Annotated in this window: 7 protein-coding genes, 2 tRNA genes, 3 rRNA genes, 1 pseudogene and 1 riboswitch; of the genes and pseudogenes, 12 read left to right on the forward strand and 1 reads right to left on the reverse strand. The window is 36.5% G+C overall.

The genetic code is table 11. The features are described from left to right. The first annotated feature begins 604 nt into the window (after positions 1-604). The 12 genes and pseudogenes from ACTS9J_RS01410 to ACTS9J_RS01465 all read left to right on the forward strand — a co-directional run bounded on the left by ACTS9J_RS01410 (position 605) and on the right by ACTS9J_RS01465 (position 13,916). Positions 605-2,123, forward strand: a 16S ribosomal RNA gene (locus tag ACTS9J_RS01410). A 186-nt stretch (positions 2,124-2,309) separates the two neighbouring features. Next, positions 2,310-2,383, forward strand: a tRNA-Ile gene (locus ACTS9J_RS01415). A 44-nt stretch (positions 2,384-2,427) separates the two neighbouring features. Further along, positions 2,428-2,501, forward strand: a tRNA-Ala gene (locus ACTS9J_RS01420). 204 nt (positions 2,502-2,705) lie between these two features. Beyond that, positions 2,706-5,487, forward strand: a 23S ribosomal RNA gene (locus tag ACTS9J_RS01425). A 210-nt stretch (positions 5,488-5,697) separates the two neighbouring features. Beyond that, positions 5,698-5,806 (forward strand): 5S ribosomal RNA (gene rrf, locus ACTS9J_RS01430). Together the 16S, 23S and 5S rRNA genes with 2 tRNA genes alongside form the textbook arrangement of a ribosomal RNA operon. 523 nt (positions 5,807-6,329) lie before the next feature. Next, positions 6,330-6,785, forward strand: coding sequence for a cytochrome c oxidase assembly factor Coa1 family protein (locus tag ACTS9J_RS01435; RefSeq protein WP_313304496.1), 456 nt, complete (start codon positions 6,330-6,332; stop codon positions 6,783-6,785). A gap of 63 nt (positions 6,786-6,848) precedes the next feature. Next, a riboswitch (cobalamin riboswitch) is annotated at positions 6,849-7,032 on the forward strand. A gap of 99 nt (positions 7,033-7,131) precedes the next feature. Further along, a complete protein-coding gene (locus ACTS9J_RS01440; protein WP_448352744.1) occupies positions 7,132-9,129 on the forward strand; it encodes a TonB-dependent receptor in 1,998 nt (665 codons plus the stop codon). Next, complete coding sequence (locus ACTS9J_RS01445; protein WP_448352745.1) at positions 9,126-10,262, forward strand: DUF5074 domain-containing protein; 1,137 nt, start codon at positions 9,126-9,128, stop codon at positions 10,260-10,262. The genes ACTS9J_RS01440 and ACTS9J_RS01445 overlap by 4 nt, the downstream gene beginning before the upstream one ends. Positions 10,263-10,271: 9 nt before the next feature. Continuing rightward, positions 10,272-11,411, forward strand: a complete 1,140-nt coding sequence (locus ACTS9J_RS01450; RefSeq protein WP_448352746.1) for a PKD-like domain-containing protein — start codon at positions 10,272-10,274, stop codon at positions 11,409-11,411. Between the two features lie 19 nt (positions 11,412-11,430). Then, positions 11,431-12,288 carry a DUF4465 domain-containing protein gene (locus tag ACTS9J_RS01455; protein WP_052217978.1) on the forward strand — a complete coding sequence of 286 codons (858 nt, stop codon included), beginning with the start codon at positions 11,431-11,433 and terminating at the stop codon, positions 12,286-12,288. Between the two features lie 191 nt (positions 12,289-12,479). Continuing rightward, positions 12,480-13,385: pseudogene (locus tag ACTS9J_RS01460) on the forward strand (DUF5074 domain-containing protein); the annotation flags it as partial. Further along, positions 13,383-13,916 (forward strand): T9SS type A sorting domain-containing protein, encoded by a 534-nt coding sequence (locus ACTS9J_RS01465; RefSeq protein ID WP_349676193.1) that lies wholly within the window; start codon positions 13,383-13,385, stop codon positions 13,914-13,916. The pseudogene ACTS9J_RS01460 and the gene ACTS9J_RS01465, both read left to right, overlap by 3 nt. Before the next feature lie 57 nt (positions 13,917-13,973). On the opposite strand, the gene ACTS9J_RS01470 is transcribed toward ACTS9J_RS01465, so the two are convergent. Next, positions 13,974-14,435 carry an Lrp/AsnC family transcriptional regulator gene (locus tag ACTS9J_RS01470; protein ID WP_038336827.1) on the reverse strand — a complete coding sequence of 154 codons (462 nt, stop codon included), beginning with the start codon at positions 14,433-14,435 and terminating at the stop codon, positions 13,974-13,976. Positions 14,436-14,449 lie beyond the last annotated feature (14 nt).

A 14,449-nucleotide genomic window follows, 5' to 3' on the forward strand; every position in this document is an offset into this window, starting at 1 on the left:
TATCCATTTTACTTTTCTTTTGTTCAAGAAAAGCAAAACGTCTAATCATTTTGTGCGTTAAAAATGGGCTTTTCTCTTTTAAAACCTCCTATTTCACATCTCACATCAAAAAAAATCAAAAAATATTTTGCATCATACCAATCACTTACGAGAATAATGTAAAATAAATGTAAATTATGTTTGGAAAAACGAATAATGCAGGCGTATATTTGCAACCTCAATACGAAAGACGAGTAGTATTGAAATTGACATAAGGACTTATATATCGACAAAATTTATTTAAAAATAAATTTGCGAGTTTAGAAATAAGTATTGTTTTTGCAAACCGATTCCGAAAGGAGTTTTGGAGTGAAAGTAAATTTGACTTATTGAAATAAAAACTTTAAAAATTTTCTAAATAAAATTTGTTAGTTAAGAAATAAGTATTACCTTTGCAACCGCAAGTACCGAGAGGTTTTGCTAAGATGAGAAGTTCATTTGAAATTATAAAATATACAGAAGAAAAAAATAGCCGAATAAAACGAAGTCAATCCTTTAATAATGGAGCTATAGGAAATTCGAAGTTGTAAAAACAGAAGTCTTTTTAGACTAAACAAAATAATTTACAATGGAGAGTTTGATCCTGGCTCAGGATGAACGCTAGCGGGAGGCTTAACACATGCAAGCCGAGGGGTATATTTCTTTCGGGAGATAGAGACCGGCGCACGGGTGCGTAACGCGTATGCAACTTGCCCTACTGAAAAGGATAGCCCTTCGAAAGGAGGATTAATACTTTATAACAGATTTAATGGCATCATTAGATTTTGAAAGATTTATCGCAGTAGGATAGGCATGCGTAAGATTAGTTAGTTGGTGAGGTAACGGCTCACCAAGACGATGATCTTTAGGGGGCCTGAGAGGGTGAACCCCCACACTGGTACTGAGACACGGACCAGACTCCTACGGGAGGCAGCAGTGAGGAATATTGGACAATGGGTGGAAGCCTGATCCAGCCATCCCGCGTGTAGGATGACGGCCTTATGGGTTGTAAACTACTTTTATCTGGGGATAAACCTACTTACGTGTAAGTAGCTGAAGGTACCAGAAGAATAAGCACCGGCTAACTCCGTGCCAGCAGCCGCGGTAATACGGAGGGTGCAAGCGTTATCCGGATTTATTGGGTTTAAAGGGTCCGTAGGCGGATTAATCAGTCAGTGGTGAAATCTCATAGCTTAACTATGAAACTGCCATTGATACTGTTAGTCTTGAGTGATGTTGAAGTTGCTGGAATGTGTAGTGTAGCGGTGAAATGCTTAGATATTACGCAGAACACCAATTGCGAAGGCAGGTGACTAAACATTAACTGACGCTGATGGACGAAAGCGTGGGGAGCGAACAGGATTAGATACCCTGGTAGTCCACGCCGTAAACGATGGATACTTGCTGTTGGGCTTTCGGGTTCAGTGGCTAAGCGAAAGTTATAAGTATCCCACCTGGGGAGTACGTTCGCAAGAATGAAACTCAAAGGAATTGACGGGGGCCCGCACAAGCGGTGGAGCATGTGGTTTAATTCGATGATACGCGAGGAACCTTACCAAGGCTTAAATGCAATTTGACAGAACTAGAAATAGTTTTTTCTTCGGACAGAATGCAAGGTGCTGCATGGCTGTCGTCAGCTCGTGCCGTGAGGTGTTAGGTTAAGTCCTGCAACGAGCGCAACCCCTATCATTAGTTGCCAGCGTTTAAAGACGGGGACTCTAATGAGACTGCCGGTGCAAACCGCGAGGAAGGTGGGGACGACGTCAAGTCATCACGGCCCTTACGTCTTGGGCTACACACGTGCTACAATGGTAAGTACAGAGGGCAGCTACTTGGCAACAAGATGCGAATCTCAAAAACTTATCTCAGTTCGGATTGGAGTCTGCAACTCGACTCTATGAAGCTGGAATCGCTAGTAATCGCATATCAGCCATGATGCGGTGAATACGTTCCCGGGCCTTGTACACACCGCCCGTCAAGCCATGGAAGCTGGGGGTACCTGAAGTCGGTGACCGTAATAGGAGCTGCCTAGGGTAAAACTGGTAACTAGGGCTAAGTCGTAACAAGGTAGCCGTACCGGAAGGTGCGGCTGGAACATCTCATATTTAGAGAACGACGAATTTTCTTCTATTGTAAGAAGATTGATTTTGATTCGGCTTTTTATTCTGTAGTATTTAATATATAGTTAGAGATAGAGGTTAAGATAAAGTAAAAGATTAAGGAATAAAAACTTATTACTTATAACTTAAGACTTACAACTAACAAAAGACCACTCTTTAAGAGTATTAAAGAGTCTCATAGCTCAGCTGGTTAGAGCGCTACACTGATAATGTAGAGGTCGGCAGTTCGAGTCTGCCTGAGACTACTAAAAACGAAGTTCGATTAATGAATTTCGAAATACGACAAAGAGGGGGATTAGCTCAGCTGGCTAGAGCGCTTGCCTTGCACGCAAGAGGTCATCGGTTCGACTCCGATATTCTCCACGAAGCGATAAACGAATCTCGAAATTCGTCTAAAGCAGAAGAGTTCATTGACATTATTAGAAACAGATTATAATTTATTTATAATCGCATACAATCAAAAACAAACAGATTTAGAAATAAATCAAAGTTTTATAAAGGTATACAATTAATCAAGAAAACGAGTAAGATTAACATAACCGCTCATAATATGACGGTTAAATCGAGAAAAAAGTTACAAAGGGCGTACGGCGGATGCCTAGGCTTTGAGAGGCGATGAAGGACGTGATAAGCTGCGATAAGCTACGGGGAGCGGCACATACGCATTAATCCGTAGATTTCCGAATGGGACAACCCGGCATGTTGAAGGCATGTCACCCAGCAATGGGAGCGAACGTTGGGAACTGAAACATCTAAGTACCAATAGGAAAAGAAATCAATTGAGATTCCGTAAGTAGTGGCGAGCGAACGCGGATTAGCCCTAAAGACTTAATAAGGATAATAGAATAACCTGGAAAGGTTAACCGTAGAGGGTGATAGTCCCGTAAATGAAATTTTTATTAAGTTGATAACGAGTAAGGCGGAACACGAGAAATTCTGTCCGAATATGGGAGGACCATCTTCCAAGGCTAAATACTCCTCAAAGACCGATAGTGAACTAGTACTGTGAAGGAAAGGTGAAAAGCATTTCGAATAGAAAGTTGAAATAGAACCTGAAACCGTACGCCTACAAGCGGTCGGAGCACGTAAGTGTGACGGCGTGCCTTTTGCATAATGAGCCTACGAGTTAATGTTGCTGGCAAGGTTAAGCACTTCAGGTGCGGAGCCGTAGCGAAAGCGAGTCTGAATAGGGCGCTATAGTCAGTAGTATTAGACGCGAAACCTTGTGATCTACCCATGGGCAGGTTGAAGCTTTGGTAACACAAAGTGGAGGACCGAACCGGTTGACGTTGAAAAGTCTTCGGATGACCTGTGGGTAGGGGTGAAAGGCCAATCAAACTGGGAAATAGCTCGTACTCCCCGAAATGCATTTAGGTGCAGCGTTTAGTAAAGTATATTAGAGGTAGAGCTACTGATTGGATGCGGGGGCTTCACCGCCTACCAATTCCTGACAAACTCCGAATGCTAATATATGTTTCTAGGCAGTGAGGGCATGGGTGCTAAGGTCCATGTCCGAGAGGGAAAGAACCCAGACCATCAGCTAAGGTCCCCAAATATATGCTAAGTTGAAAAAACGCGGTTGGATTGCATAGACAGCTAGGATGTTAGCTTGGAAGCAGCTATTCATTTAACGAGTGCGTAACAGCTCACTAGTCGAGCGATCCGGCATGGATAATAATCGGGCATAAGCATATTACCGAAGCTATGGATTAGTACATTAGTACTACTGGTAGGGGAGCATTCTAACGGCGCAGAAGTCACCTGGTAATGGGTGGTGGAGCTTTTAGAAAAGAAAATGTAGGCATGAGTAACGATAAAATAAGTGAGAAACTTATTCGCCGTAAGACTAAGGATTCCTCAGCTATGCTAATCAGCTGAGGGTTAGTCGGGACCTAACACGAACCCTAACGGGGTAGTGGATGGCAAACGGGTTAATATTCCCGTACCTGCACTCAATAAAAGTGACGAATGATTGTAGGAGGTGCGTACTGACGGAATAGTACGTTGAACCTACGTAAAGTAGGGATAGTACACGAAGACTTCGGTTAGAGTGATAATCCTCTGAAAATTGTTCCAAGAAATAGCGAGATGTGCAGCCCGTACCGTAAACCGACACAGGTGGTCGAGGAGAGTATCCTAAGGCGCTCGAGCGATTCATGGTTAAGGAATTAGGCAAAATAGACCTGTAACTTCGGGAGAAAGGTCGCTGACAGCAATGTCAGCCTCAGTAAAAAGGCCCAGGCGACTGTTTATCAAAAACACAGGACTCTGCAAAATAGAAATATGACGTATAGGGTCTGACACCTGCCCGGTGCTGGAAGGTTAAGGAAGGAGCTTAGAGGTAACTCGAAGGTTTTGACTGAAGCCCCAGTAAACGGCGGCCGTAACTATAACGGTCCTAAGGTAGCGAAATTCCTTGTCGGGTAAGTTCCGACCTGCACGAATGGTGTAACGATCTGGGCACTGTCTCAACCATGATCTCGGTGAAATTGTAGTATCGGTGAAGATGCCGGTTAATCGCAACGGGACGAAAAGACCCTGTGAACCTTTACTATAGCTTTGTATTGACTTCGGGTAAATAATGTGTAGGATAGGTGGGAGACTATGAAGCAGTATCGCTAGGTATTGTGGAGTCATTGTTGAAATACCACCCTTTATTTACTTGGAGCCTAACTTCTTTATGGAAGGACAGTGCATGGTGGGTAGTTTGACTGGGGTGGTCGCCTCCAAAAGAGTAACGGAGGCTTTCAAAGGTACCCTCAGCACGCTTGGTAACCGTGCGTAGAGTGTAATGGCATAAGGGTGCTTGACTGTGAGACCAACAAGTCGATCAGGTGCGAAAGCAGGACATAGTGATCCGGTGGTTCCGTATGGAAGGGCCATCGCTCAAAGGATAAAAGGTACTCCGGGGATAACAGGCTAGTCTCCCCCAAGAGCTCACATCGACGGGGAGGTTCGGCACCTCGATGTCGGCTCGTCACATCCTGGGGCTGGAGAAGGTCCCAAGGGTTGGGCTGTTCGCCCATTAAAGTGGCACGCGAGCTGGGTTCAGAACGTCGTGAGACAGTTCGGTCTCTATCTGTTGTGATCGTTAGAAGTTTGAGCGGAGTTGACTCTAGTACGAGAGGACCGTGTTGAACAAACCTCTGGTGTATCAGTTGTGCCGCCAGGTGCACCGCTGAGTAGCTACGTTTGGAAGAGATAAGCACTGAAAGCATATAAGTGCGAAACTCGCCGCAAGATAAGACTTCTTTAAAGGGTCGTTGTAGACTACAACGTTGATAGGCTATAGATGTAAAGGCAGTGATGTCATAGTCGAGTAGTACTAATTACCCATAGACTTTTTCTAAAAAAGTAGAACGAATCAAAGATAATGATAGCAATATCAAAAATTAAAAAGATTAAATACTAAGATTGATTTAATCGTCATAGAGAAGGTTAGTTAATCTTATTTGGATTAATAATGTAATACCAAAGATTGTGTGAAGGCTTTAAGCTTAATGCATAGAGCTTCTAATAATGTCAAGATATAATAGGAACTAAACCTATACAAAAATATTAGGGTGACTATAGCTGCAGGGCTCACCTCTTCCCATTCCGAACAGAGAAGTTAAGCCTGCCTGCGCCGATGGTACTGTTACTTACGGGAGAGTAGGTCGTCGCCAGTTTTTATCAAAAGCCTCAAGTGAACAACTTGAGGCTTTTTTTGTGGTTATACGTCGCGCTTTAGCTGAACGCTGTAAGCTTTACGCATCTCCAGACTATGTTTTATAAAACAAGAAGCTTGCTTTCATCCAACAAGAGGCTTCTAATTAGTCAACAAGAAGCTTCTTCTTGATAAAAAGAAAGCTTCCTTTTTACAACTAACTCAGAACTTACAACTCATAACTCGATAACACTCCTTTGTAGATTTTTATTGTCAGTCTTAAATCTTATGTCTTATAACTTATTACTCAAAACTCAGAACTTAAAACCCGCGTTAGGGATAGCAGTGGAAATCCTTTTGTAGAAATTGTATTTCCTGTAATCACTTCTAATCTTCTTTTACAAAAGATTGCAACGGATAGCCCGACCGAGCGATTTGCATTAGCTGTGTTTGTATTATTTTGCTTATTCTATGAATAATATAAATGGAAGGCAAAGAGCGAGGGAACGCCCAAATTTATTATCTTTACTCAAAACCTATATATTATGGAAGAAAATCAGTATGATAATCAATTGTTACCAAAGGAAAGTTGGTTTAAACGTAATTGGAAATGGGTTGTGCCTGTTGGCTGTTTGTCGTTTGTGATTTTATTTTTTGGATTGTTAATTGGTGGTGCTTTTTGGGGTTTTAGTAAGATAACTTCGGATAGTGATGTAACGAAACATGCAATTAATATTATTAATCAAAATGTTGAAGTTCAGCAGAAATTGGGTACGGATGTTAAAACGAACGGAGTTTTTACTGGAAATATTTCTATTACAAATGATATTGGTGAAGCTAACATTTCTGTACCTATAAAAGGAACAAAAGGTTCTGGAACTGCAATTATTGTAGGAGAGAAAGAATTTGATAAATGGAATTATGAAAAGATTGCGGTTCAGGTTGATGAAACTGGAGAAGTGATCGAAATAAATAAAGTAAAAGAAGAAGCTAACGAATGAGTTAGCTTTTTTTATTTAGCAATTATTGATAAAGATTTAATTGTTTATTCAAAATAATAATTTTACTTTTGATTAACATTTGGTGCGAACTTAACCGTTCGGTAACAGGGAATCAGGTGAAAATCCTGAACAGACCCGCTGCTGTAAGCTCCATATTTTTTAGATACATTATATCCACTGTTTTTAATGGGAAGGATTTCTAAAAAAGGAGTAAGTCAGAAGACCTACCAAAATGATAAATGTTGAATGCTTTCGGGGACTAAAGCGTGAAGTTCAAATTTTGGATAGGTTCGTCCTTTCAATACTTCTTCATATACTCTCGTTAGCAACAATTGATTATTGCTAAATGAGAAATCTAAAAACTATAATTATTTGTTGCAGCTTGATTTTGCTTTCATGTCGCATAGCCTCTGCGCAAATTATTCATGATAGTATTTTAGAGCTTCAGCAAGTTAATATTTTAAAAAATAATGTAAAAGCCGTTGTTCCTGTTCAGGAATTGAAAGGAGCGGAACTAGAGGCTTTAAATAGCCATTCTGTGGCAGATGCTGTTCGTTTTTTTGCAGGAGTGCAAATTAAAGATTACGGTGGAGTTGGAGGTTTAAAAACTATTGATGTTCGTGGGATGGGATCTCAACATGTTGCAGTTTTTTATGATGGAATTCAACTTGGAAATGCGCAGAATGGAATTGTCGATTTAGGAAAATTTTCTTTAGACGATATGGAAATGATTTCTTTATATAATGGTCAAAAAAGTAATATTTTTCAATCAGCGAAAGATTATGCTTCTGCTTCTGCTATTTATCTTCAAACCAAAAAACCTGTTTTCATTGGTGATAAAAAAACGAATGCTACACTTCGTTATAAGATAGGTTCGATTCAATTAATCAATCCTTCTATTCGTATTGAACAAAAAATTACGGACAGATTATGTGCTGTTTTGAGTGCTGAATATGTTAAAACCAATGGTGTATATAAATTTCGTTATCAACGCAAAAATTTGGATGGAACAACTGCATACGATACAGTTTTGAAACGTAGAGATGGACAAGTTGATGCGAAACGTTTGGAATTAGGATTGATCGGAAAAGGAAATCAATCGAATTGGAATGTAAAAGGATATTTATATGATTCTGATCGTGGAATTCCTGCCGCAATTGTTCGTGGTCGATTTGATGGACGTGGACAAACTTTGGTTGATCGAAATTATTTTGTTCAAGGAAAATATGAAAAACGATTCAGAAACTTTCAATCGAAGATAAACGCAAAATTTGCTTACGATTTCACTCATTATACAGATACAGTTTCGACCGTAAAAACAGAAAATAAGTACACACAACGCGAGTTTTATGTGTCTTGGGCAAATCTTTATTCGATTACAGATAATTGGGATGTGAATGTTGCAACAGATTATCAGTTTAATAATATGGGAGCAGATTTAAAGAATTTTTCTTTTCCTTCTCGTCATACAAATCTTGTTGCGTTCGCGTCTACTTATCGTCTTGGAGGTTTGAGTTTGCAAGGAAGTTTATTGGGAACTTTTGTAAAAGAATCAGTAGAAATGAACACAAGTGCTCCAGATAAAAATGTATGGACGCCAACAATTATTGCCAATTATCAACCATTCAAATCTCATGATTTTAATGTCAGAGCATTTTACAAACGTATTTTTAGAATGCCAACGTTCAACGATTTGTATTATACTAGTATTGGTTATTCTAATCTTCGACCAGAATATTCAACTCAATATAATGTTGGTTTTACATATTCTAAATCAACTCCAAATTTTTTCAAAAATATTACAATTCAAGCCGATGCTTTTTACAATGAAGTAACTGATAAAATTGTTGCTGCGCCTTCGGGAAGCCTGTTTCGTTTTACGATGTTGAATTTGGATGAAGTTAGAATAAAAGGGTTGGATGTTAAAATTCGATCAACATTCCAACTAGGAGAAATAGAAGTTTCACCAATGCTTAACTATGGTTTTTTGCAAGCGTTGGATTATTCGAATTCGAAGAAAAGTTACTACAAAAATCAAATTCCATATACACCAAAACATAGTGGCTCTTTTGTGTTAGCTGCTTCTTATAAAACGTGGAATTTTAATTACAGTTTTATTTATGTGGGCGAACGTTACAATGTTCATCAAGATAATATTAAAATAAATCGTCTTAATCCTTGGTTTACAAATGATTTAGGAATACATAAAGAATTTAGGTTGAATCAAAATTTGTTCAAAGTTTCTTTTGAATTAAATAATATTTTGAATCAGCAATATGATGTGGTTTTAAATTATCCAATGCCAGGAAGACAATTCAAACTAATACTAAGCGCAAACTTATGAGAAATTTCAAACAATTATTCGTCTGTTTTTTAACAGCAATCACTTTTTATGCTTGTCAACAAGATACTTATTTGATTGAGAAAGAAGAAGAAGGTGTAACTGATCCCGAAAAAACAGATGTCGTTGGTTTTTATTTGCTAAACGAAGGAAATATGGGAAGCAATATGGCTACGGTAGATTATATGGACTTTACAACAGGAACTTATAATCGAAACATATATGCAACCGTAAATCCTACTATGGTAAAGGAATTGGGTGATGTTGGGAATGATATAAAAATTTATGGAAATAAATTATATGCGGTTATCAATGTATCAAACTTTATCGAAGTAATGGATGCAAGAACAGCCAAACATTTGGGAACAATTCCTTTGGAAAATGGTCGTTACATCACGTTTGCAAATGGTAAAGCGTATGCATCTTCGTATGCTGGTCCTGTTACAATCGATCCGAAAGCACCTTTAGGAAAAGTAGTCGAAATTGATACGATTAATTTATCGGTTACGCGACAAGTGACGGTAGGTTATCAGCCAGAAGAATTAGAAGTTGTTGGGAATAATCTGTATGTAGCAAATTCAGGTGGTTATCGAGTTCCTGAGTATGATAAAACAGTTTCTGTGATTGATTTATCAACATTTAAAGAAACCAAAAAAATTGATGTTGAAGTAAATCTTAATCGTTTAAAAAAAGATGCAGATGGCGATTTATATGTGACTTCTCGTGGTGATTATTACAACGTTCCATCAAATTTATATGTGTTGGATAGTAAAACGCATCAAATCAAAAAGAAATTTGATATTCCTGTTTCTAACTTTACAATTGTTGATAACAAACTCTATTATTATTCAAACGAATTTAGTTACACAACTTTCGAATACACAAAAACTTATGGTGTAATTGATACCAAAACAGAACAAGTTATCAACAAAACATTGGTCAATGATCCTGTTATTAATGAAATCGAAACGCCTTACGGAATTGCTGTAAATCCTCAAACCAAAGATCTTTTTCTAACCGATGTCGGAAATTATGTTTCGATGGGTTACATCTATTGTTTTGATAAAAATGGTGCTTTTAAATGGAAAACTGCTGCTGGAAATATTCCTGCTCACTTTGCTTTTGTCTATAAATAAAATTTACATATGAAATATTCTAAAATCTTACTAACCGCACTAAGTTTTGCTTTAATACAAAGCTGTAGTGATGATGAAAACATTATCGAGACTAATCCTGATAATGCTACTTTACAAGTATCTTATGATGCAGCACGTTTAAAAATTGTTTCAATTGAACCAACTGTTTCTGGTTTCGAAAATGCAACATATACATGGAAACTTGGCAATGAAATTATTGGTAATGAGAAAACCTTAGGTTTTGTTTCTGATAAAGTTGGTGCTTACGATTTAACATTAGAAATTACTTCAGGAGTAACTTCTAAAACGATAAAAACAAAGGTTAATGTTACACAAGAATTATCTACTTACAGTAAATATATTTCTCAAGTCTTTGATTATTTGCCAGCAGTTGGACAATTCACAAATGCTTTACCATCTTATGTAACAGGAGAAACTCAAGCTGATATGACAGCCAAAGCTGCTAAGGCTTTAGTAGGAGAAAAATCTACAATGATTACACTTGGAGGTTACGGAGGATATGTGGTATTTGGTTTTGACCATACAATTTTGAATCAGAAAGATAAACGTGATTTTAAAGTTTTAGGAAATGGATTTGCAGGATCTTCTGAGCCAGGAATTATTATGGTTGCTTACGATAAAAACAAAAATGGTAAACCAGACGAAGACGAATGGTACGAAATTGCAGGAAGCGAATACACAAATCCAACTACAATAAAAAATTATACAATTACATATCACAAACCAACAGTTGAAGATTCTAATGCGACTCCTGAATATATAAAATGGGAAGATAACCAAGGAAAATCTGGTTTTAAAGCGAAAAATACGTTTCATAAACAACCATATTATCCAATTTGGTTTGGGCAGAATCAGTTAAAATTCTCAGGTACACTTTTGGAAAGCAATTATACAGAGAAAAATGGTATTTGGACTGGTAAACAATTGGCTTATGGTTATGTAGATAATGCACCAAATAATAGCGAAGATTCAAACATTGATATCGATTGGGCTGTTGATAAAAATGGTAATCCAGTTAAGTTAATGGGAATCGATTTTATCAAAGTTTACACAGCAACAAATCAAGAAGCAGGTTGGTTAGGCGAAATCTCAACAGAAGTTGCAGGAGCTTATGATTTGCATTTATAATATAACAAAACTAAATAAAATGAATTTTAATTTTACAAAGAAACTATTCTTTAATTTCTTATTTGCTACATCATCAATCTTTTTATTGACTTCTTGTAATAATGATGACGACAATACTGAATTAGTAGATCAACAAAAATATGAAACCTTAGATTTATCAAAGTTTGATTTAACAAAAGGAACTACTACAGCCGGAGGAAAAATTTGGGAAGGTACTTATACAGAAGACGCTGAATTAACTTCAGGTATTTTCAAGTTTAAACATACAGCTTGGCCAGAGTATTTAACATGGATGGGATTCACGGTTTCTAATAGTAATGACAATTCTGATCAAATAGATAAAGAAGGCGGTTGGTTAGATAATCAATGGGGTACAATGGCAAAAGGTGGTGCAGATGGACAAGGAACACCATTTTTAGTCTCTTTCGCTGATCACAAACCATCTGAGAAAGTTTTGAAATATGGAGAAGAAGTTAAGATTGACAGATTTTCGAGTGTAGTAGAAATTACTGATACAGCTAATAAATACAAAGCAAAAAATGTAAAATTAGCAATAAGCCCTTGGTCTTATTATGGGATTCTGAATGGTGATGCATATGCAAGAAAGTTTGTAAAAGGAGATTATTTCGCGATTCATATTTATGGTGTTTCAGCAAATAAACAATTGACTACAGAAAAACCTGTAACTCATTATTTTGTTGATTTTAGAAATGGAATAAATAATATTTCAACAAATTGGCAAGATGTGGATCTTTCTGCTTTAGGAGAAGTTAAATATTTAATGTTCTTTTTAGAAACTACAGATGTAGGAGATTGGGGAGCAAACACAGCATTATACTTTACAATGGATAAACTAAAAGTAGAAAAAATTCAATAATCTAACATTCTAAATATTTTTATCCGAGGCTGTCATTTTTGGATGATGGTTTCGGATTTCTAAAAAAACAATACATGAAGAAATTTTTACTTTCGATTTTTACAATAGCTGCAATTCAAACAAGTTTTGCACAAACAAAAGAATACACAAACGGCGTTTTTATTGTGAATGAAGATTGATTTGGTAAAGCAAATGGATCAATTAATTTTATTAATGCAAATGATTCGGTTGATTATAATGTTTATAAAACAGTTAATCCTGGTGAAGAATTTGGTGTAACTTCTCAATATGGAACAATATATGGCGATAATTTTTACATTGTTTCGAAACAAGGAAATCGTTTAGTTGTTGCAGATTCGAAAACATTACAGAAAAAAGCAAGTTTCGAAACAATTGGTGCTGATGGTAGAAGTTTTCTTGGGATTAATAGTAAAAAAGGTTATATAGGATCTGCAAAAGGAATTTATCTTTTTGATATTGAGAATTTAAAAATTGGTTCTCTGATTGATGGAACTTCTAAAGTTGGTCAAGTAGGAAATATGATTCGTACATCTAAATTTGTTTTTGCTGTTTCAAGTACTGGAGGAATTTTAGTTATCGACCCAAAAACACATCAAATAAAACAAACGATTGCTGGAAGTTTTATTTCAGTTGTGCAATCTAAAGATGGAAATGTATGGGGAGCTTTATCTAAAAAATTAGTCAAAATAAATCCTACGACTTTAGAAACTACAGAAATTGCTATTCCTACGAAAACAGTTCCAACTCCTTCTGCTTGGAATGCTGGTACTTTTTGTTCTTCAACACAAGATAATAGTATTTATTTTCTATCAGGAATCAATGTTGTGAAATACGATGTAACAAATAATAAATTTGAAGAAACTTTTATAGAAATTCCTGGTCAAGATACGACACCAAAGGAAACATATTATGGAGCAGGTTTAAGAATTGATCCGTTGACAAACGAACTAGTATTAACTACTATTGGTTCAGGTTGGGGAACTAATTCTCAAATTAATTTTGTGCATAGATTTTTTGATAATGGAACTCTTAAAGAGTCGGTGAAATTAAGTGAGTATTATTGGTTTCCTTCAATGCCTGTTTTTCCAGATAATGCGGCACCAATTATCAATGATTTAGAGACAACTTATCAAATTAACACAGCAACAACAATTGATTTGAAAGATAAAGTTTCGGATGTTGATAATTTATCAGCAGCGATTGTAAAAGATTTAGAAATCATTGAAAATGATGATGTAGCTGAAATTTCGATTAATGATAAGGAAGAATTAGTGATTAATCCACTAAAAAATGGAACAGCTAAAATTAAACTTTCTTTCAATTCGAATGGAAAAGTTGTTTCACAAAACATCACAATTTCATCAGCCGTTTTAGGTACAAATGATTTAGCTAAATCTGTTGTAAATGTTTATCCAAATCCTGTTAATAATGTATTGTTTATTGAAACAAATGAAGCTTCAAAAGCCGAAATTTTCGCTATTACAGGAACTAAAATGACAGAGAAAACACTTCAAAAAGGGAAAAATCAATTAGATGTTTCCTCTTTACCAAAAGGTGTTTACATCATAAAAGTTAACAATTCTACTTTCAAGGTAATCAAAAAGTAGTGTGTTATTTATTTGTGGAAAAAAGGTTGAGCATTGCTCAACCTTTTGTTTTTTTTTTTAAATATTGATTCCGTACGTATTTTTTATTTCAGCCATCACAAAAGAGCTGTGCGTACTCCCGATGCTTTCTAAAGCGCCCAATTTATTGAAAACAAAATCTTGATATTGCTTCATATCCAAAACTTGTACTTTTAAGATAAAATCATATTCGCCCGAAATATTATAACATTCCACCACTTCATCAATCAACAAAATATCTTCCACAAGTTTATTCCCAATCGTGCGATCATGTTGTTTTAGCTTAATGCTGCAAAAAACCATAAAGCCTTTGTTCAGCTTTTCTGCATCCAAAACCGCTCTATAATTTTTGATATAACCTTGTTGTTCCAACCTTTTTATACGTTCAAAAACGGGTGAAGGAGATAAATTAACTAAAGCAGCAATTGCTTTTACTGTCAATTTCGAATCTTTTTGTAGAATTCTTAATAATTCTAAATCGGTTTGATCTAATGTTTCCATCCAAATAATATTCT

The sequence above is a fragment of the Empedobacter sp. ULE_I140 genome (genome assembly GCF_053482575.1).